General features: G+C 61.8%; 20 protein-coding genes. 7 read left to right on the forward strand and 13 right to left on the reverse strand.

Going from position 1 to position 19272, the window contains the following annotated elements:
- Positions 1 to 294: 294 nt before the first annotated feature.
- From BLT03_RS03035 to BLT03_RS03055, 5 genes are all read right to left on the reverse strand, one after another.
- Positions 295 to 1044: a sulfite exporter TauE/SafE family protein gene (locus BLT03_RS03035; protein ID WP_092740234.1), complete on the reverse strand. Its 750-nt coding sequence runs from the start codon at positions 1042 to 1044 to the stop codon at positions 295 to 297.
- A 33-nt stretch (positions 1045 to 1077) separates the two neighbouring features.
- A complete protein-coding gene (locus tag BLT03_RS03040; protein WP_092740236.1) occupies positions 1078 to 2331 on the reverse strand; it encodes a lyase family protein in 1254 nt (417 codons plus the stop codon).
- Positions 2332 to 2342: 11 nt separating this feature from the next.
- Positions 2343 to 2822 (reverse strand): RidA family protein, encoded by a 480-nt coding sequence (locus BLT03_RS03045; protein ID WP_092740238.1) that lies wholly within the window; start codon positions 2820 to 2822, stop codon positions 2343 to 2345.
- Positions 2819 to 3679: a PhzF family phenazine biosynthesis protein gene (locus BLT03_RS03050; RefSeq protein ID WP_175537651.1), complete on the reverse strand. Its 861-nt coding sequence runs from the start codon at positions 3677 to 3679 to the stop codon at positions 2819 to 2821. Before BLT03_RS03050 ends, BLT03_RS03045 begins: the two co-directional genes overlap by 4 nt.
- A 65-nt stretch (positions 3680 to 3744) precedes the next feature.
- Positions 3745 to 4734, reverse strand: coding sequence for a Bug family tripartite tricarboxylate transporter substrate binding protein (locus BLT03_RS03055; protein ID WP_092740242.1), 990 nt, complete (start codon positions 4732 to 4734; stop codon positions 3745 to 3747).
- A 119-nt stretch (positions 4735 to 4853) separates the two neighbouring features.
- On the opposite strand from BLT03_RS03055, the gene BLT03_RS03060 reads away from it, so the two are divergent.
- The 4 genes from BLT03_RS03060 to mobH all read left to right on the forward strand — a co-directional run bounded on the left by BLT03_RS03060 (position 4854) and on the right by mobH (position 9990).
- Complete coding sequence (locus BLT03_RS03060) at positions 4854 to 5705, forward strand: helix-turn-helix domain-containing protein (protein ID WP_175537652.1); 852 nt, start codon at positions 4854 to 4856, stop codon at positions 5703 to 5705.
- 175 nt (positions 5706 to 5880) lie between these two features.
- Positions 5881 to 6714, forward strand: a complete 834-nt coding sequence (locus BLT03_RS03065; protein WP_092740246.1) for a hypothetical protein — start codon at positions 5881 to 5883, stop codon at positions 6712 to 6714.
- Positions 6715 to 6785: 71 nt separating this feature from the next.
- Positions 6786 to 7961: an MFS transporter gene (locus BLT03_RS03070; protein ID WP_092740248.1), complete on the forward strand. Its 1176-nt coding sequence runs from the start codon at positions 6786 to 6788 to the stop codon at positions 7959 to 7961.
- A 130-nt stretch (positions 7962 to 8091) separates the two neighbouring features.
- Positions 8092 to 9990, forward strand: coding sequence for a MobH family relaxase (gene mobH / locus BLT03_RS03075; RefSeq protein ID WP_092740250.1), 1899 nt, complete (start codon positions 8092 to 8094; stop codon positions 9988 to 9990).
- Between the two features lie 353 nt (positions 9991 to 10343).
- Here the strand turns inward: mobH and BLT03_RS03080 are convergent, their stop codons facing one another.
- From BLT03_RS03080 to BLT03_RS03110, 7 genes are all read right to left on the reverse strand, one after another.
- On the reverse strand, positions 10344 to 10808 hold the full coding sequence (locus tag BLT03_RS03080) for an STY0301 family protein (protein ID WP_139160304.1): 465 nt from the start codon (positions 10806 to 10808) through the stop codon (positions 10344 to 10346).
- Between the two features lie 24 nt (positions 10809 to 10832).
- Entirely contained in the window at positions 10833 to 11828 is a 996-nt protein-coding gene (locus tag BLT03_RS03085; protein ID WP_175537653.1) for a hypothetical protein, read from the reverse strand.
- 284 nt (positions 11829 to 12112) lie between these two features.
- A complete protein-coding gene (locus BLT03_RS03090; RefSeq protein ID WP_245711219.1) occupies positions 12113 to 12829 on the reverse strand; it encodes a hypothetical protein in 717 nt (238 codons plus the stop codon).
- Positions 12826 to 13530: a hypothetical protein gene (locus BLT03_RS03095; protein ID WP_139160305.1), complete on the reverse strand. Its 705-nt coding sequence runs from the start codon at positions 13528 to 13530 to the stop codon at positions 12826 to 12828. Before BLT03_RS03095 ends, BLT03_RS03090 begins: the two co-directional genes overlap by 4 nt.
- Positions 13531 to 13709: 179 nt before the next feature.
- On the reverse strand, positions 13710 to 14180 hold the full coding sequence (locus BLT03_RS03100; RefSeq protein ID WP_092740260.1) for a tetratricopeptide repeat protein: 471 nt from the start codon (positions 14178 to 14180) through the stop codon (positions 13710 to 13712).
- 7 nt (positions 14181 to 14187) lie between these two features.
- A complete protein-coding gene (locus BLT03_RS03105; protein ID WP_092740262.1) occupies positions 14188 to 14619 on the reverse strand; it encodes a tetratricopeptide repeat protein in 432 nt (143 codons plus the stop codon).
- 277 nt (positions 14620 to 14896) lie between these two features.
- Positions 14897 to 16126: a DUF1444 domain-containing protein gene (locus tag BLT03_RS03110; protein ID WP_092740264.1), complete on the reverse strand. Its 1230-nt coding sequence runs from the start codon at positions 16124 to 16126 to the stop codon at positions 14897 to 14899.
- A gap of 309 nt (positions 16127 to 16435) precedes the next feature.
- Between BLT03_RS03110 and BLT03_RS03115 the strand changes: the two genes are divergently transcribed.
- The 3 genes from BLT03_RS03115 to BLT03_RS03125 are packed head-to-tail and all read left to right on the forward strand — an operon-like array spanning position 16436 to position 18123.
- Entirely contained in the window at positions 16436 to 17068 is a 633-nt protein-coding gene (locus tag BLT03_RS03115) for a hypothetical protein (RefSeq protein WP_092740266.1), read from the forward strand.
- The gene (locus BLT03_RS03120) at positions 17065 to 17400 is read left to right on the forward strand and encodes a hypothetical protein (protein ID WP_092740268.1); all 336 of its coding nucleotides are present in this window, start codon (positions 17065 to 17067) and stop codon (positions 17398 to 17400) included. The genes BLT03_RS03115 and BLT03_RS03120 overlap by 4 nt, the downstream gene beginning before the upstream one ends.
- Before the next feature lie 6 nt (positions 17401 to 17406).
- On the forward strand, positions 17407 to 18123 hold the full coding sequence (locus BLT03_RS03125) for a LysE family translocator (protein WP_139160306.1): 717 nt from the start codon (positions 17407 to 17409) through the stop codon (positions 18121 to 18123).
- An 89-nt stretch (positions 18124 to 18212) separates the two neighbouring features.
- On the opposite strand, the gene BLT03_RS03130 is transcribed toward BLT03_RS03125, so the two are convergent.
- Positions 18213 to 19064 (reverse strand): AP2 domain-containing protein, encoded by an 852-nt coding sequence (locus tag BLT03_RS03130; RefSeq protein ID WP_092740272.1) that lies wholly within the window; start codon positions 19062 to 19064, stop codon positions 18213 to 18215.
- Positions 19065 to 19272: the final 208 nt, after the last annotated feature.

Raw genomic sequence — 19272 nt, forward strand, 5'->3', positions numbered from 1 at the left:
GATTGGTTGACCCGTTCCAACACTTCATCTTGGCGTTCAAAAGGCTGTTTGACGTTTAGAAGGGCCTAAAAATAAGACGAACGACGCGGAACATTCCCCCACCTGGCATAAGCCGCCAAACGTAGCGAGCCAGAGTGGCACCGCCTTGAAGGCCAGGAAGAAGTAGGCAACGAACAGGGATCTACCCAATCAATCCCTGCAGCTACAGCAGACGGAGACGGAGACGGAAGGCGAATGGATCAACTATGGCTGTAGAGCTCGCCCCGACCGGTGCAGGCCCAATGCACGTCGAGATCATCTCCGCAGCAGGTCTGGCACGGACGAAAGCAACATCGCCACGCCCGACGCGGTGAGTAGCCCCAGCACAACCTGCCGAAAGGTCGCCTCGCTCAGGCCGACGTACAGTCGAGCACCAAGCAAGGTCGGTACGAGCATCGCAGGCGCCACGATGGCGAACAGCGGCAGCATGTCCCGCGTGACCGCCCCGGTACCCAGGTAGGTCGCCATTGTGACCAGCAGCATCGACAAGTTGAAGTTCTGGATCACGGCGCGCTGCTGGTCCTTCTCGTAGCCGCGCAGCGTGCACCACAGCGTCGGCAGCGCGCCGGTGAAGCCGCCAAGGCCGCCCATGACGCCACCGGCCAGCCCCACGACCCCGTCGGCCACACGTCCGCCTTTGCGAATGCGGGGTAGCCGCTTGGCCATCAGCATCGCGGGGCACCACAGCACCAGCAGCGTGCCCAGGATCGCCTTGAACATGGCCATATCGATCCGCGGCAGCAAGGCCACGCCCAGCGGAATACCCGCGAATCCGCCCAACACGAAAGGCAGCAACACGCGCCAGTCAAAACCACGTCGCACAGATGCCACGGCCAACAGTTGCCCTGTCAATGCACCGAACACGGCGAGCGCCGCGGCAACGCGCGGCTCCAACGCCCAGGCCCAAAACGACATCGCAACCAGACTGAACGCAAAACCCGACAAGCCCTGCACGAAGCCTGCTACCACGGCACCGATCACCACCACCCAAAACACATCGTCCATGCACCCGTCACTCCGATTTGCTACGCGCTGCGCTCACCCCACATCTTGCCTCGCCACCGCGTCATATCCCAGCTCTCGCGACTGCAGATACCGCGCACCCGGCCCTTTTGCCAGGTGTACGTCCAACTGCGAATGATCGACCTCCAGCCGATCGATACAAGAACTGGCAAAGCACTCCAGGCCCTGCCCTAGCGTCTCAACCGCATCCACGGTCACGCAAGCGGCCAGCAGATAGGTCGTATTGAGTTGCAGACGCGCGCTCGACAGCGAGGCACAGACCATCGCGTGGTCGGACAGCACCTTCATGCACATCATCTCCAGCATGGAGGCGTGGGTCGGATTGACCTTGCCGGCCATGCTGGAGGAACCCGGCCCCACCGCGGGCAGTAACAGCTCGCCCAATCCGCATGCGGGCCCTGATCCCAGTAGCTCGATGTCGCGGCAGAGCTTCAAACACACCACCGAGATCATCACCAACCCGCTCCACACGGTCAGCAACGCCGTATCCACCACTTGGGCCCCACACGGCTGCGGCGCCGACTGAAACGGCATGCCCGTCAGCGTACGCAGCTCCTCGGCAAAGCGTGTCCCGAAGCCCGGATGGACTCCTGCGCCATTGCCCACTGCACCGCCCCCTTGAGGGAGCACTCGCAGCGTTTCGCAGGCGGTCGCCAGATGGGATTGAGATCCGCGCAGCAAGGCGGCGAATCCACGGAACTCCATGCCTACCGTCGTGCAATGCGCGTCGCGCAGAAAGGTGCGACCGACCTTGGCTGTCTCATGATGCCTCGCTGCGAAGAGGTCCAGCGCCGTCACCAAGGTCTCCAGCGATGAAGAAAACGAAGCCTGTAGTTCGCGGGCCAGTGCCATATGCACCACGGTCGGCCAGCTGTCGTTGGACGACTGGTTCCGGTTGACGTGGTCGAGCGGATGGATTTCGGCAACCGACCCGATGTCGGGTGACCCGGCCTTGGTCTCGGCCATGAGCTCGGCCGCCCGGCACGCGATCACTTCGTTGACGTTGATGTGGGTCTGGTTGCCATCGCCTGCCTGCCACATTCCGAGTGGGAAATGCGCGTCCCACGCCCCCGCCGCCACTTCCTGCGCAGCAAGTGCAATGGCGTCGGCGATGGGCACCGGCAGTTCCTGCAGGTGCGCATTGGCCCGCGCGCTCGCCTGCTTTTGCAGCCCGAAAGCGTGGATCAGGCTGCATGGAATCCGGCCCAGGTCGCTCGGATAGTGCATGAGGGCATCGGCCGTGTAGGCGCCCCATTTCGGATCGACCATTCTTGGCTCCTTCAATCCGGGATGTCGCGGGTCGCGAGCACCATGATTACCTCGACCGCGCCGCCGCCAGGCAACGACGCCACGCCCACCGCCGTGCGAGCGGGCAACGGTGATTGCGGCAGCACGTCTTGCAGGCAGGCCGACGCCGCATCCATCACCCGCACGTGGTCTCGGAAGTCCGCGGTACTGCTGATGAAGCCCTGCAGCGTGACGACCCGATCGACCCGGTCCAGGGTGCCCAGCGCCTTTTGCGCCGCGCGCAGGATCAGCAGCACCGCGGCAGCAGCCGCCCGTTCGCCGATAGGTACGTCCTCTTCGCTCCGCAGTGGACCGGCGATGATGGCACCACCCTGCCGCCCCACCACGCCGCTGGACACCCAGCAATCGCCAATCTGGAAGAAGCTGCTGTAGCGGCCCGATGGCTGCAGCTCAGGCTCGCCCGCCACCAGTGCATCGAGCCTTCGGTCGGCTGCGGAAACAGCGTGGTTCATATCCACTGCCCTCCCCAATCCGTTTCCAATAGCGCGTGGCCACCCACCCAGCAGCCCTCGGCTTCCTGGGTCACGGCGGGCATACGCACTGTGATCTGAGAGGGAGATCCCATCGTCTCGCCTTGTCGAACGGTGACTACCGCGGATCTTGGACCCAACAGCGCCATACGGCGCAGTCCCCATGCCAGGGCAGCGGCAGCGATGCCTGTCGCCGGGTCCTCAAGGTAGCCGGAGGACCTGGGAAACTGCCGCGCACTGCAATGCACCTCTCGCGGTTCGACGCGGGAGACGGCATAGGGATACAACCCGGTTGACCCGATGCGCTCACAGACGATGGGTACCTGCTCAGCCTTGACGCGCAAGGCATGCAGGGTTTCTACGCTGTCCAGCCGGATGAGCGTCTTGGCACGGCTGGTGGAGGCGTTCAACACCCCATCGACGATCTGCGAAGTTCTGAGCCCCAGGCACTGCACAAGCGACCGGATGTGCCCCTCGCCCAGTAATCGCATGGAAGCCGGTGGCTGGCTGATTTCGATACGATCGTCCATCCTGCGCCCGTGCACCGTCCCGCTGGCCGTGCGGATCGCGACCGGCTCTCCGTCCCAACGGTCCTGCGCATGCAGCAACCACAGCGCGGCGATGGTGGCGTGGCCGCACATTTCCATCTCGTGCAGCGGCACGAAGTAGCGCATGTCCCAGCGATGCACGCCGTCGCTGCAAGCGCGCACGAAGACCGACTCATGGCCGCTGGCATGCGCACGCGATTGCATCTCGGCCGCGGTCATGGCCTCGGCATCCAGCCAGACCGGCGCGGGATTGCCGCCGCGTGGATCGCCATCGATGGTGAAGACCCGCACCAACGGTGCCCGGAGCGGTGCATGGCTTGGACTTGGGGAAACCCTATTCTGGGAGTGCATCATGCTCACTCCACCTTGGCCCCGACCGAGCGTGCGATGCCACCCCACAAGTCGATGTCGGCACGGATCCGCTGCGCGAACGCCTGGGGCATTCCAGCAGCCGGCGCCACGCCGCGCGCGAGCAGATCGGCCCGGACTTCCCGGTCTTCCAGCACCCGGCTCAGCGCCGCGTGCAGATGCTGGATCACCGGCTCCGGTGTAGCCGCCGGCGCCATCAGGCCATACCAAAGCTCGGGACGGAAACCCTGCATGCCTGACGCCGCGAAGGTGGGCAGGTCCTGGAACACGGCCGACGACTCGGTGATCGCCAGGGCCTGCATGCGCCCGGCGCGCACCTGTTGCACCAGCGCCGTCGGGTTGTCGAACAGCACCTGCACCTGGCCCGCCATGAGATCGGTCTGCGCCGGTCCGGCGCCGCGGTAAGGCACATGCGTCATCTCCACCCCTGCTCGCTGCTTGAACAGCTCCGCGACCAGGTGACTCGCACTGCCGTTTCCGATGCTGGCGTAGTTGATCTTGCCCGGGTGGGCCTTCGCATGGGCGATGAACTCCGCCAGGGTTCGCACCGGGAACCCTGGCGCAGTGACCAACACAAAGGGAGTGGTACCCAATAGGCCGATGGGCACCAAGGCGTTGGGGTCGTAACCGAGTTTCGGATACACCGCCTGGGCAGAAGCAATGGTCGTTGTCGTGGCAGCAATCAACGTGTAACCGTCTGGCGTGGCCTTGGCGGCGGAGGCCGTGCCAACGGTTCCGCCAGCACCGGCGCGGTTGTCGATGACGATGCGTGCAGCAGGTCCCAGGGCGGCCTGGAGTTTCGGGGAGATCGACCGAAAAACCACATCCGTGCCCCCGCCGGCAGGAAACGGGACGACAATGGTGATGGGTTTGCTAGGGAAATCCTGCGCGTTCGCGATGCGGGAAGTAGCAGATGCCAGTGCGAGGCATGCCAAGAATATGCCGAGGCGCCAAAAGCGCTGAGATCGAAGAGTCATAGCAGTTCTTTCAAAAAAAACGCAGTGGATGAAACGCTGCAATTAATTCTTCGCGAACACTGAGTGGAGCGCACATCCGATTGCGACATCACTCAGCACAATCGCGACAAGGGATGGATATGCAACAAGAATTGGGACCGCAGGGATTGCGGGTGTCTCCCTTTCGGGAGCAGTTGCGCCATGGCTCTACGCTGGTGGCGAATCACCGGCAGGGCTACGCAGCGTCACCTCACACGCACGATTGCGACATGCTGTTCGTGCCGATGCAGGGACGGTTCGAGATCGTGGATGCGTGGGAGCGGAGCCTGCAGTCGTCGCCTGGCGACTTTTTGTGGCTTGCTGCAGATGCGGCCCATGCCACGTCCGCCCAGACGTTTCGGCAGACGCACCTCGCGATCTATGTCGATCCGGAACTTTGGTCTGCTGTCTTGGAAGCACAGGCCATCGTCCGACCCTCGCAGGGCTTGCGAACGGGAAGTGCAGCACTGGGCGCGCTCTCGCGTCGCCTGCTCGACATTGCAGTACACGGTCGCGAGATCGATACCACCGCTTGGTGTGGTGCGGTGGTGATGGAAGCCGCGCGACTGTGTTCGCACCCGGTTCGGAACACTGAAGCGCACCCTTCGCGGCACATCGCCAGCCTGCTTGCCGACCACATCGAAACCGACCTCGATCAACCGCTCGCGCTGGATGCGTTCGCGCGCACTCAGCGGCTGTCGCGCCGCCAGGTCGAGCGCTACTTCCGCCTGCAGTACGGCCACTCGCCCCTGGAGTTCCAACAAAGCAAGCGTCTTCTGCGCGCCAAATACCTGCTGGAAAATACCGAGCAATCGGTGCTGTGCATTGCGCAGCAGGTGGGCTGGGAGTCCGGCTCCTACCTGGCACGGATCATGAGGAAATCCTTAGGGATGTCCGCCTCGGAGTTGCGTGCGCGCACAGAGCGCAGCGACTGCGCACCGCGTACGAAATAACGCACAGGCGTTTCAGGGAAGCCTGATTCAAGCGGCAGCCGCCGATGCATAACGTCGGGGCTGCGAGCAGTCCGACGCACCGTTGTTTGCCATCGCGCCCCTGCTCGGAAGCCACTGCGGCGCCGAGAGCGCTGCCACGTGGTCACTTTCCGCGCGACCGCAGAGGACAGCGCCCATGAAACGCATCAACGATATCGTGGAACCGGAAATCGCCTTGGTCCATGCACCGCAAGCGCAGCAGGCACTGCGCAACGCCTATCGCGATTGCACCGAAAGCCTGCGACGTATTGAAGACTTTTTCGACGCCTTCAGCACGATGGCCTGGCATCCTGACGCCCGGCGCATCTTCTTTCACAACTGGCGCAGTCCGGGGATCGGATCGGCCAGTTTCTGCGCCCTGGCCTTCCGCGTGCTCGAACAAGCCGAGCACGCACCACAGGATCGCCAAGTGCTCTTGTTGCGAACGGCGGCCCGTGTGTCCGAGGTGTCGCGCGAAGACGTGGGCATCGGCACGACCAACCACCAACTGCTGTACGACCGCTTCGCCACCGGCCTGACCGGCGATGACCAATGGAAGCTGGATCGGTACCGCATGTCCGGCGCCAAGGCATATCTCAATGCCTCGCGGCGCTACCGGGAAAACGGAGAAGATCTCGGGGTGGCCATCATCCGTTCGCTGCCGGAAGAGCTCTACAACCACGGTGAATTTGCCTATGCCACGCCCTGTTTCGTGGCTTGGCGCCGTGATCGGCTGGGCCGAGGCCAGGAAGGAGTCAAGGAGGATTTGCAGTTCCTCCACGATCACCTGGGCACCACGGAAAGCGGACACTTCGCCGCTCTAGTGCGCGGCATGGAGGACTACTTCGCCGCAGCACAACGGGAGCCTGACTGGCAGTTGCTATACCAAGCGAGCCGGCAGCTGATCGAGAACATGGCGACCCACTACGGGCTGCTGATGCAATACATGCAAGCGGCACACACCCGATCCGAACTGGAAGTGGTGGCCTGATCCAGGCGCAGCCGCCAGCGCCCGATGTACGGCATGTTCTCGCAAAATCCTTGCATCCGAGGAGCGCCCGCATGCACACCCGCTGGAAGATTCTCGCCGTGTCCACGGGCGTGCAGCTGTGCGCGGCGCTCGGGACACAGAGCATCGGTGCATGGGGTGTGTTCGCGCAGCAGCGTTTCGGGCTCACCCATGCCCAGCTCGGCCTGCTGGCCACGCTCTGCGGCGCCATCACCATCCCCGGGCTGTGGCTGGCCGGCTGCGCCCTGGACCGTCACGGAGAGCGCTGGCCGGTCGCCGCTGGCGTGTGCATCGTGGCCGCTGCCATGGCCTTGCTGGGACTGGCCGACAGCTACCCCGCCTGCCTGGCCGCGATGGTGCTGCTGGGCCTGGGCTACAGCCCCATCCAGCCGGGCGGCAGCCGGGTCGTCCACGGCTGGTTCCCGCCTGCGCAACGCGGACTGGCGATGGGCATCCGCCAAGCAGCGTTGCCCTTGGGTGGGGCACTGGCAGCACTGCTCTTTCCTGCGCTTATCGGGTCACTGGGCTGGATGGGTGCGATGGGTAGCGCAGCGCTCCTGATGGGGCTGGCGGGTGGGGCGTTCGCCTGGATTCATCGCCCGGCACCGATCCCCGCGCCGCATGCTGCCTTGCCTCTCGGTCTGACGGGGTACGGCAAATTTTTGCCCATGGTAGTAGGTGCCCTGCTGGTTCTGGGGCAGACGGCCATCAGCGTGTACTGGGGGCTGTTCATGGCCCAGGCCTTTGCGCTGCCGCTGGCAACCGCCACCGGGCTGCTATTCGGGGTGCAACTGACCGGAGCTGTAGGCCGCATCGTCCTGGCACGCGTCAGCGATCGGCATCCCGGCCAGCGGTGGATAAGCGTCAGCGGATGCGCATGGGGATGTGCGGCCGTCATGGCCTGCGCTGCACTGCTCCCCGCCTCGGCGCCTCTGGCATGGCTTGTCAGCCTGAGCTGCGCGGCGGGCTTCTTCGGCTTTGGTTGGTATGGGCCCTGGGTGGTCTGGCTGACCGAGTCCGCGCGGGCAGACAAGACCGGCCGAGCGCTGGGCGCGGCGCTGGCTATGAACCAGGTATCGATCGCGCTGCTTCCGCTGGCGTTTGGATGGAGCGTCGATCAGGTCGGCGGGTATCGCCAGGCATGGTGGGCATTGTCAGCCACTACTGCCCTTGCTGGCCTGCTCTGCGGATGGACCAGGCGAACAGCCCGGTCCATTGCCAAGCAATGAGGCGTTCGTGCATCGCACTCTATCGGCATCGCGCGGTACCCGATTGGTTCCGGACAGCATGAACGGACCTGCGCCACCCTGCGGCTGGGTTCGCCATCTCGGTGCAGCCCCATCCTGCCGACGGGCCTGCATGTTCAATCTTTTCCAACGCTCGCGGGCGAAACGCCCAAACGCATCGGCTCTCGTGGCCACGCCGCCCTCCGCGGCCCCCTCCAGCCTCGTGTCGCCGCAATCGGCGCAGGCCCTCCTCGCCACGGCCCGTCGCCAGCGCCTCATCGAGCACATCTGGCAGCGCACCTCGCTCTCGCGTGCGCAATTCGACCATCTCTACCTGGGACCGCTGCAGCGCTACGCCGAGTTGGTGCAACAGTTCCCCGCTTCCGAGAGCCACCACCACGCGTACCCGGGCGGCATGCTGGACCATGGCCTTGAAATCGTGGCCTATGCGCTGAAGCTGCGGCAGTCGCATCTGCTGCCCGCTGGCGCCACGCCCGAGGCCCAGGCCGCCCAGGCGGAGGCCTGGACCGCTGGCGTGGCCTACGCTGCGCTGGTGCACGACCTGGGCAAGATCGCGGTCGACCTGGAGGTCGAGTACGGTGATGGGAGCGCATGGCATCCATGGCACGGCCCGCTGCTGCGCCCGTATCGATTCCGCTATCGCGCCGGGCGCGAATATCGCCTGCATGGCGCGGCTACCGGGTTGCTCTACGTGCGCGTGCTGGACCGGGACATCCTGGACTGGCTCAGCGGTTTTCCGGACCTGTGGGGTCCGCTGCTCTACGTCCTGGCGGGTCAGCACGAACATGCCGGCGTGCTGGGCGAACTGGTCGTGCAAGCCGATCAGGCCTCGGTCGCGCAATCGCTGGGCGGCGATCCCGCCAAAGCCCTGGCTGCCCCTCGCCACGCCCTGCAGCGCAAGCTCCTCGACGGACTGCGCTACCTGCTGCGCGACCAACTGAAGCTCAACCAGCCCGAAGCCTCCGATGGCTGGCTGACGCAGGACGCCCTCTGGCTGGTCAGCAAGACCGTCTCGGACAAGTTGCGCGCGCACTTGCTGTCGCAAGGCATGGAGGGCATCCCCACCAGCAACCTGGCGGTGTTCAATGTCTTGCAGGAGCATGGCATTGCGTTGCCGACACCCGATGGCAAAGCGATCTGGCGGGCCACGGTCCGAAGCGACGGCGGCTGGTCCAAAACGTTCACGTTTCTGCGCCTCTCCCCTGCCCTGGTCTGGGATGCCTCCGAGCGGCCGGAAGCCTTCCATGGCCAGGTGACGGTGGTGGAGACGGATATGAAGGACGATCTGGCGCCGGTGGCAGCGGCGGATCATCCAAGCCCCTCAGCATCTCCGCCGCAGGCGCCCGAAAGCGAAGCCGCTGGCCGCCCACCCACCGCCGCGGCCCTCCCCTTCCCATCGGCCCCACCGCCGCACGATGGAATCGATGCGCTGCTGGCGCTGATGCAGCCGGACGCGAAAACGCACGAGGACGCGCCGCAAACGCCCTTCGAAACTGTCGCGCCGGCCATCACTCCGCATGGTGGAGGCACGGCATCCACCACCGACTGCGCTGGCCTTCCCGCCGATGGGCAAGCCACACCATCGGGCAGGCATTTCCTGAGCTGGTTGCGGCACAGCATCGTGAGCCGCCGGCTTGTCATCAACGATGCCAAGGCGTTGGTGCACACGGTGGCGGACACCGCCTACCTGGTCAGCCCGGGTGTCTTTCAGCGCTATGCGCAGGAGCATCCAGAGGTCGTCGCTTTAGCCAGGCAAGAAAAACTGCCCGAGTGGCAGTGGGTGCAAAAGCAGTTTGAAAAACTGCGCGTGCATCGCAAGCAGCGCGACGGACTGAACATCTGGACATGCGAGGTCGCCGGTCCTCGCAAAACGCGCAGGCTGCATGGCTATCTGCTCATTGACCCCTTGATGGTCCTGCCGCAATCCCTTCCTGGCAATCCGTATCTCGTCTTGAAGGAGCCGGCGCCAGAATCGGAGGCTGATAAGGGCGAAGCAGCCGTCCAGGGCTGACGCTTTCCACAAGTAGCCATTGGATGGCAGCGCGCACAGTCAGGATGCGTGATAGCGCCCTTGCGCCGGTCCGGCTATAAAAGGGACCAGCAGCCGAGGTATCCCTACCTGGCCCGCCCGGTGGATAGCCATCGGCCCGAACGTTGCTGGTCTTTGTTGTCGGCCTGCTCGGACCTCGTCACCGAGCTGCGGGCTGTAACGACCCATCCGACATCCATAGATTGCCGCGGACCATCGAGCGCCTCCATCGGGTCACCCCTGACCGGCTTGTAAGAAGTCACTGACTGCTTTGTAGGGTGGATCGCACGCACGCCTGATTGCAGTCACACCAATCAAAGCGAAGGGCCTAGCGCTCATTCGCACTCGAAATCAATGTCGATTAGATGCTGGTCGCGGTCCTTGCGCGTCGTCGCCGTGCAAGACCTGACGTCGTCGCCGACGCGCTTGTAGATCTGCACCGCGCCAAGGGCGCCGTATTCGCACACCAGGTAGATTCCATAGGGATTTCTGCTCTCAAATTTCCAGACGCCCTCTGAGACCCCCGATGATTCCTGCTCATCGCTACCGTCAGGGATCAGCGAGGCCAAATCGCGAGGGTGCCCTGAAAAGACACCCATGGAAAAGAATGGCAAAGACCCGTCTCCCTTGAGGATGGCCTGGGTTCCTTCCGGTACATCCTGGGTTTGCAGGACCGTCTCTGAAACAGCCAGTCTCATTGGACACTTCAACGTGTCCTTGGCAAACGCTGCACCGCATAGCAGCACCCCAGCCAACGACATTGCCGCGATCGCAGCGGTTGAAAAACGTTTGGATGACACGCGATGACTCCTGATGCGTTGGGCTTATGGGTTGGAGGGCGAGGACGACAACAGATGCGTGAGCGGAAGCGAGTGCGCCGGGCCGCCTGGACGGCACTGGCGAAGTCGCTCGGTCTCCGTGGTGACCTGGGCTGGCTCCCAGGTCACCCGGATCAACGCGTACCGATGCGGCACCGCCCATTGATTCGGACCGGTATCGATCGCACTGTATCCAGTCAGGCAGTCCGAGGCGGACCTGGCTACCCTTGCCGCGCTCAGGGTGCGGTAAGAACCTGCGACGACGGCCTGCACCTGCGGCGGAGGAGGTTCCTCGGAAAACACCTGCTGTTCGGTATCCCACTTCAGCTGACGAGCAAGCACGTCATCTGCAGCATCGTCGTCAGGCGAGAAGAACAGTGAGAGGTAGACCGGAGCATGGCGCTTGGGGATCGCGACCCAGGACACGTGAGGGCCCTGCGGCTCGACCTTGGACCACGCCACTTTCAGATCACCCGATACCGCGGTCAACAGGGCGTGCTGACGTTTCGGATGCTCGAACCCCGCAGTCTGCGTCACGAGCAGTGCATACGCACCTGTTTGCTTGCCCGGCTCAAGCGGCACCGCGCCGGCGGAGACGGTGACCTGATCCTCCTCCAGGCCCGTCGTCCAGACGCGTGGCAAAGCCGCTCCGAAGAATGCGATGGGTTCAGCGGTGTGCGTCTGCGCATCGGCTCCCCATGCAGGCGCGCCCGACGCGTAACACGTCAACCTGACCGATCCATGCGTGTCAACGCCCTTCTTCGCATGGCCTTCTGCAGACTCTGCTTGCGATGTCCTCGCGACCAAGCGCACCTCAAAGGGACATGCGGCGTCATCGCATGGGACAAGAGCGAGCTCGTAGGTCGAACGGCGTCCGCCATCCGCACCGATGTCCGCGGGAAGCGACTCCAGCACCTGGCGGCTCGGATCATCGGGAGCGCACGCATCGACGGATCCCAGCATCTCCACCACTGGTAACACACCCATCATCATCGCAGGCACGATCGCCCTGCCAACATACTGGCCTGGAGACAACCTATGCCGAATCCATCGACGCACGCAGTCCTGCACCACCTAGCTCCTTGCGCCTGAGAAGTTGCCTGGCTTGAGCCATCCGACCCCATCAAGCAGACCATCGTGTCCTCCTCGCATGCCTCGTTGGCGATAAACCACCTGCAGTCGATGGCGTCCCAGCGGCCGTCGAGTGGATGCGATACGCGAGGCGATGCGTGGTGCGTCCGTCGACCAACGGCAACCCCACGAGCAGAAAATCGGCAGGCTTTCGCTCATCGGGGAGAAGGGGCTGCGGTGTAGAGATCCGATGCGACACGAGGCGGGTGCACGACGAGGGTGCTGTACCCGCGATAGCTGCCGGTCTTGAGCTGGTCGGTCACCCAGACGATCCATTCGGGTGCTTGGCCCGTTCCATGGTCGATGATGCCCACCACCTCCAACCGGAAGAACTGCTCCGGTGTTTCCACTTGCACGGTGCTGCCTTCGGATCGAACGTCGCCGGGCAGCAACGCACTGAGCGTGCGCTTGCTGGCATCAGTGCGATTGTGCAGCGATGAAGGGAATGAGCGCAGGTCCAGCTTTTCATACAGGGTTTTGCCCTGTTCGCCGGAGGCTGCGGCCTTCTGCGCGACGACGGGCTTACCCGCAATGATGCGAATGCCGTCGCACAGCCGATACTCGCTTCGAATCTCGAAGTTGCGAGTCGATTCGACTGGCTTGCTTGTCGACAACAGATCCGAATACTCCAGGCAGTTCTTGGCTGAAGCGCCGTTGTCGAACGCGAGCGGCGTGCGCCCGGCCGGCAGGGTTGCTTTGAGGTTTTGCAGCGCCGAGAGCAGTTCCGAGTTGATGACATGCACCACACCAGCGGCGTTGTCGGCAGCAGCACTGGTGTTGGCAGCATGCAAAGCACCGGTCACCATCACCGCGGCGGCAAGGGCTATCGCCCGTTTCATTCGCAGCGCTCGCGCAAGCAGCAAAGGGATCAATCCAGGTTCATCGGCTGTTCGGTGACATGCCTGAGCAGGCAGGGATGCAGGTGGTCCTTCGGATAGATCCACGGTGCCTCTTCCTCCGTGCCCGCCGATGCCAAACCGAGATCACGGTCAATCGCATCGAAATAATATTTTTGCGACAAGCCATCCAGCTGGGAGATCACATGCTGGGGAATCGAGGTGCCGTCGGGCTGCCGGCTCCAACCGGTCTTCTGGATGGTGAACGATCTCCAGATCGGATCGGTATTGAAGTTCGTGGCGCTGGAGGACAAGGCCACGTAGTCCGTGCCGTCTCCGTCCTTGTACTTGACGACCTCGCGCAGCACCCTGAAGGATGGCACGTCCTCGATCTCATCGGGATTGCGGCGATCAAGAATGTAGAAATAGAACATTGTCTGACTGGCCAGATCGTACTGAATGATCAGTTCGTCCGACCCCGGATGCAGATAGTTCTCCAGCGTTCTGCGGTAGCGTGAATCCGGAGAGGGATGGCTTTTCTGAAAATTCAAGAACGACGTCAGCGTCGCCGACTGGCTTCGAGCCTCGGCCAGCGCCTCTTGATACTCCCGATCAATCGCGCGGTTAGCGAGGATGTAGTTGATATCCTGCACCAGCGCTTTACCGTGGTCGTCGCAGAAACGCTCGAATGCCAGTGGGGACAGCGAAATTGCAGCAAAAATACCAGTTGGATCCATGTTGACCTTCGATGACGGTTTGCACCAAGTAGCCGCTGCGCACGGGCCAACCCAGTGTCGTGCAAGCACATGCATTTCTTCAAGAAGACGAGCGAGAAGGACCACGCCCTACCCCGTCTTGTTCGACTATCGCATGTGACCCAGAAGATTAGAATGAGCTGTACACGCTGCTGGAGCGATCAGGGTGACTGGTCGTCCGACAGAAGAAATGCCAGATACTTTGGATCCTCTTCCGAGAACAGTTCAGCCCCTTCCAGCATATGGGCCTGCGTAAGCATGTGCCTGGACTGCACTCGTTCTCCCAGTTCAAACAGCGACTGGCCCGTCCGCAGCAGGAGATATGGATTAGCGATCCCATCCGGCCCGCTCATAGCATCCAGAAAAGAGATTCGTGCCATCTTGAAATCAGCGAGATCGAAGTAAGCTTCGCCGAGCGAGCCGTTCAACCAGGTCCAGGCACCCCAATCATGTTGAGGAGCGGGCAACAGGTCGAGGGCCTGTTGCAGGGGTGCCACCGCGGCCGCCGGCCTGCCGTTCTCCAACGCGTCATTGGCTAGCTCCGACAGTGCCATGACTTTTTCGTAAATGTCATCGGGCAACTCAGCCTCCTCCTCATTGTCGTCGGAGTCATCGAAATCGACTTCTGCCATTACTCTTCTACCTTTTCATCTGGTCAAGAGCGAACTTCAGGTACTTGGGTTCTTCACCGACGTAACCTCTTCGCCCACCCAATTCATATGCCTTGATCAGGTACTGAGCAGCCAGATCCTGCCTGTCCGAATCCAAGTAGATCCTGCCAAGGATGATGTAGGGCTCAGCGTCGTACGGCAGCAAGTCACATTTGAACAGCTCCCCCGCCCATTGCTCGGCGACCGCGTAGTCCCTCCGCTCCCGATAGAAATCCGCAATGTCTTTTATCAGGCTCTGGGAAGAGTCCCAAAGATGCTTTGGATCCGGATAGGCGTTCCAGACAGATAACAGCATCTTCTCGGCCAGAACATAGTCACCTGAACCCTTGGCTTCTCTATAAACCATTCCACACTTCATCTCTTCCTGATGGACATGGGCAGGCAAACTTTTGGCTGTCATAAGATATCCAGAAAACGGGCGTGCGGAGAGATAGGTGTTTGTGGCGCTAAGCTCGGCTGTTGTGCGGTGATGCCCTGCGTAGGCCAGGATCGCATGGCATACAAGCCTTTCAGCATCATTTGCTTGCCCATTTCAAGTCGACGCACAAAGGTAAGTCGGGCATGTCTATGGGCGTTGGTCCGGCTGGGCGTCCTGAGTTGATTGGATTTTTGGCGAAGTCCAGTCTCTCGAAACCAATCCGGATGAACTCCGGATCCAATCGAGTGACCCCTCATAGCTAGGCCGGCACCAATTGCTGCAATTGCACGGAACTGGGAAAGCTTCGCACGCGATAGCGCGGCGGATACAAATCTGGCTGCAGCTCCATCAATGCACCGACAACATCGACCGCCTGGTTCCACTGCGCCACCACCACATCGGCATCGCCTTCCTCGTTAGACGTGACGAAGGCGATGCGGTCGGCCTTAGGCAGCAGGATGTCTACATCTTCGGTCCAGGTGGCGAGCGAGAATTGATGGCCGCTCCCGTCGTTTTCCTTGTACAAGCGGTAGGACGCGACAAAGATGTCCAGCTGTTCGGCCTTGTGCACAGCCTGCAGCAACTCGTTCTGCATCGCATAGCTGGAGGCGTCCATCATGCGTCGCAGGTCGCCTTGGCGACGCAGATGCTGGGGCTGCGACAGCGCGAAGGGCACGATGCGGCGCTCTTCGTATGTGTAGGCTAGCGCGGAGATGCAGCGCCCTTGACTGGCGGCTTCGATGCTCAGTTCCAGCATGGCCGCCATGGGCGCTTCGTCGCGGTCGCCGACGACCAGCAGGCAATCGCGGGTGGGCAGCATGAACACAGGGCGCCCCCTGACCGCTACGCGCGCGATCACGTCGGGCAACAGCACGCGGCTGGTATCGTAGGCGTCCTGCCAGGCGCCCCGGAACACGCCTGGGGCCACCTCCACAAAGCGGTCTGAGGTGGCGTCGCGCAGGTTGTCATGAGCGATGGCCAGGCCTTGTTCCAAGGTGATGCCCCATTCTTGATTCGGCCCCTGCAACAGGGGGGAGACAGACTCGACGCGGTCGACGGCCAGCAACTCGACGCAGTCGTCGGCGATGTCGCGGAAGACGACAGTGAACGCGGCATCGGGACCGTGCTCGCGGCGGTGAACCAGCCGCATTTCCTCTAGCATGGCGCGGTGGCGCAGCACCGGCATCAGTGTAGGCCGCACCTGTTCGAACGTCATGGCCTGGCTTTCTCCGTTGTTCCCTTCCATGAAGGCGGCGACATAGCTGCGGATCGCTTCATCCCGGCCGCGGTGGTCGGAATTGCTGTAGGTTTGATACAGGTTGTGGAGATTGATGGTGCGACCATTGCGACCGACCAGTTGGAACGTGTCCGGATCGTAGTCCATGTCTTCGCCAGCGCCCTGCGCGCGCAACGCGGCGAGGAATCGCTTGGCAAAAGTGTCAGGGCCGGGTTTGCGGTTGAATAGCATGTCGAACAGTGCAGCGAACATCAGCAGTGGTCCTCGGCGAATGGGGTCATGCGTGCGCTCGGCCAGAACATAGTCACCCGGCCTTCGCCTCACTAGTAAGTAGTCCCATACGTCATCTCTTCCTGACAAACCTGGGCAGGCAAACTTGCGGCTGTCATACGGTATCTAGAAATCTTTGGAAAAATTAACCCCAATCGCCGCACAGGTCTTCTTCCATAAGGAGACGAGCGAGAAGGACCGTACCCTACCCCGCCTTCTGACGTGCCGCATATTCGACCATCGCTCGTGCCGCTGGCACACTGGCACCTTCGAATCGATGCAGACTGCCCCATGCTGCCCGCCCTGAACGTGCTGCTTACCGTGCTGTCCGGTGCCGCGATGTGCAGCGTAGGCGCCGCATACGCCGTCAGCCATGACCGGTCACCGGAGTGCGTCAAGGCACCGGCCCTCACAGGGGACACGGCGTTGTGCACTGCGCAGCATGGCTTGCTGAAGCTCACGTATGAGCGCGCGTCTGGCCGCATCGTGCTGCAGGCGCCCACTGCACGAAAGAATGTGCTGGAGACCATCCCCCACCCTTACGACCCCGCACGGGTTGGCGCGGAGAACCTCATCCGCTGGCTACCAATGAAGCTGCAGCCTTATCTCGCACACGGCAAGCTGCTCTATTTCTCCGCACGCCGTTCATCACCAGGCGATGGGCATGGCTACTGTGGCGCGGGTGCCGAGATCAGCGTGACCGTGGTGAACCTGCGCCCCGTGCCGAAGGTCGAAGGACATGTGCCGGTGTCCAGCTGCCTGGACAACATTGAACTGGCAGCCAGCAGCGGCAGCGACCTGAGCCCCTACACGGTCAGGAATGGGAAGTTGACCATTGCGTTCAGCGCTTATCCGGGCCGCGGGCATGTCGTGGCTCAGATCAACGATGATCTGACAGGACTCGATTTCCTGGCATCGCCATGATCATCGATCCGCACCCGATCCAAAGCAACCTGTTCGCCATGAAAAAGCTGATTCGCATCGTTTTCCATGCAGCGTCCCTTCTCGGCCTGATGCTCATCGCACTGACTGGGCGCAAAGATGATCTGATCTACGAGATGGACCCGTCCATCCTCCCGAATGCCATCGAGAGTGGCTCCGGCAACCACGTCGTCGTAGCCGGAGTGGTGTTTGCGCTCGTGGCACTGGTGCAGGCGGTCCTTGGCGTTAGAACCCGCTCGCCGTGGGAACGGACGCTCTCTGCCAGCTTGATCATTGTTGGGATGGTGCTTGTTGCGCTGAGTTCGGCAAGGTGACGTCGTGTGTACGGTGACCTTGATGTCGACGTCGATGCCAGCGCTGTGACCCACCTTTATGCAATCTTCCACTTGCTTCGAGAAAATGGATCTTCGATGGCAACCAATGAAATGCTCTTTCTGAGCAGCATCGCCAGCCTCTACTTGATGCTGGCAATCAGTCCAGGCCCCAATTTCCTGGTGATCACGGCAACGGCCATCAGCCAGTCCCGGCGCCAGGCATTGTGTGTGGGGCTGGGTGTTTCCACTGCCAGTGTGGTGTGGGCCAGTCTCGCTGCGGTGGGCCTGGGCGTGGTGATTGGGCAGTACCACTGGGCCCAACAACTCCTGCGCGCGATCGGTGGGGTCTATCTCGTCTACATCGGCATCAGGATGTTCCACGGAGCGGATCGACCGATCACGCAGCACGTGCAGGCTCCCGCAATGCGAGGCTCATGGCAGGCATACCGCTACGGTTTGGCAACCAATCTGACGAACCCCAAGACACTGGTGTTTTTCAGCAGTGCCTTCGCGACACTCTTCACCCCGGACCTGGCTTTCTGGGCCAAGGTAGCCGCGGTACTGGTGGTCGCGGTGATCTCGCTCACCTTGAACACCGTGATCGCCAATGCGTTTTCCGCCGACGCGGCGCGCAAGCGCTACGCCACCACCAAACCGATCATCGACCGGTTGACCGGCGGGCTACTGATCTTCTTCGGCGCAAGACTTCTTCTACCCAAATAGAAACTTTGCCACCATGTGCCGCCAAGCCGCGTCGGCCTTCACCTATGCAGTCCGTTGCTTGCCAAAGCGTTAGCAACCTTCCTAGCACCCTAGGCAACGTGCGCCTCGCGCTCCCAGGCTTGGCGTTGCGCGATGGCCAAGCGCTCGGCTTCTTTTTCACCATAACGAAGCACAGAGAAGTACTTTCGCTTGGGTAATCCCTCTGGTTTGGTGAACTGAGCCACTCGATACGTCACCCTCCGCACCTGTCCGTTGCGCAGAACCGTTTTGACATTGACAGTACCTACACCTGGAACTCTATCGGTCTGCTGGCGATACGGATTGGGCGCGGGCTCCTGCTTGTTGGGAATGATGCAAACAGCAGGCTCATCATTACCGCTCGACGACCGGAGGTCGAGCTTTTCGTCGTGGTAAATGACGTACCCGTGAACCTGCTTGAGCAATTCAACGCGTGCCCCAATTGCCAGTTGTCTTGCTTTTTCCTCGCCATATACGCGCACTGCGAACTGCCGCGTCTTGCATGTGCCGTCTTCAAAGTGAATAGAGGCTTTCCATTCGCCCATTTTCGTGCGAAACACACCAGGCACACCGCTGGTATTCGTTGATCGGCGAATGGCGTGTGCCTCTTGCTTTGTCAACGGCGGGAAACGTTCGTTGACCTCATCCCTAAAAGCCAGTGCAGCTTTTAACGCTTCTTCCATACTGCCAAATGCCTTCGCACTGAATTGACGCCCAATGACGCTTCCACGACGGCGAATGCTTACACGCCAAGCGGACGGAACTGAGTTGACAGTGCGCATGCTAATGCCATAACGCTTTTTCTGGGCGCTCAACCCCAACCAAGCGTCACGCTGTACAAAAGGATGATCTTTGGCGCCTTCACCAATCCGCTGTTCAACATCTCTGTTGTGCAAAGGGGCGCTGATGATGCCAAATACCATATTGTTATGCCTAGTAAATCGGATGAGCAAATACTTGCTGGGCGCAGGCCTGCGAGGGGAGATACGGCTCTAAAACTGACCCGCAGCAATGCTTCTGCGGCGACGCGCAGGTAATTGAGCACGCCGTCGCCATTTACTTATCGAGTGTTCACTAAGTTTTTAAGATTAGCATTCCGGCCATCGCGCTAAGTGAGCATCGTCATATCTA

Source organism: Paracidovorax valerianellae, assembly GCF_900102625.1.
Taxonomy (GTDB): Bacteria; Pseudomonadota; Gammaproteobacteria; order Burkholderiales; family Burkholderiaceae_C; genus Paracidovorax; species Paracidovorax valerianellae.

Coding starts and splice junctions, on each gene's coding strand:
- BLT03_RS03035 (WP_092740234.1), bottom strand. CDS start 1,044: ATGGACGATGTGTTTTGGGTGGTGGTGATCGGTGCCGTGGTAGCAGGC.
- BLT03_RS03040 (WP_092740236.1), bottom strand. CDS start 2,331: ATGGTCGATCCGAAATGGGGCGCCTACACGGCCGATGCCCTCATGCAC.
- BLT03_RS03045 (WP_092740238.1), bottom strand. CDS start 2,822: ATGAACCACGCTGTTTCCGCAGCCGACCGAAGGCTCGATGCACTGGTG.
- BLT03_RS03055 (WP_092740242.1), bottom strand. CDS start 4,734: ATGACTCTTCGATCTCAGCGCTTTTGGCGCCTCGGCATATTCTTGGCA.
- BLT03_RS03060 (WP_175537652.1), top strand. CDS start 4,854: ATGCAACAAGAATTGGGACCGCAGGGATTGCGGGTGTCTCCCTTTCGG.
- BLT03_RS03065 (WP_092740246.1), top strand. CDS start 5,881: ATGAAACGCATCAACGATATCGTGGAACCGGAAATCGCCTTGGTCCAT.
- BLT03_RS03070 (WP_092740248.1), top strand. CDS start 6,786: ATGCACACCCGCTGGAAGATTCTCGCCGTGTCCACGGGCGTGCAGCTG.
- mobH (WP_092740250.1), top strand. CDS start 8,092: ATGTTCAATCTTTTCCAACGCTCGCGGGCGAAACGCCCAAACGCATCG.
- BLT03_RS03095 (WP_139160305.1), bottom strand. CDS start 13,530: ATGGATCCAACTGGTATTTTTGCTGCAATTTCGCTGTCCCCACTGGCA.
- BLT03_RS03100 (WP_092740260.1), bottom strand. CDS start 14,180: ATGGCAGAAGTCGATTTCGATGACTCCGACGACAATGAGGAGGAGGCT.
- BLT03_RS03105 (WP_092740262.1), bottom strand. CDS start 14,619: ATGACAGCCAAAAGTTTGCCTGCCCATGTCCATCAGGAAGAGATGAAG.
- BLT03_RS03110 (WP_092740264.1), bottom strand. CDS start 16,126: ATGTTCGCTGCACTGTTCGACATGCTATTCAACCGCAAACCCGGCCCT.
- BLT03_RS03115 (WP_092740266.1), top strand. CDS start 16,436: ATGCTGCCCGCCCTGAACGTGCTGCTTACCGTGCTGTCCGGTGCCGCG.
- BLT03_RS03120 (WP_092740268.1), top strand. CDS start 17,065: ATGATCATCGATCCGCACCCGATCCAAAGCAACCTGTTCGCCATGAAA.
- BLT03_RS03130 (WP_092740272.1), bottom strand. CDS start 19,064: ATGGTATTTGGCATCATCAGCGCCCCTTTGCACAACAGAGATGTTGAA.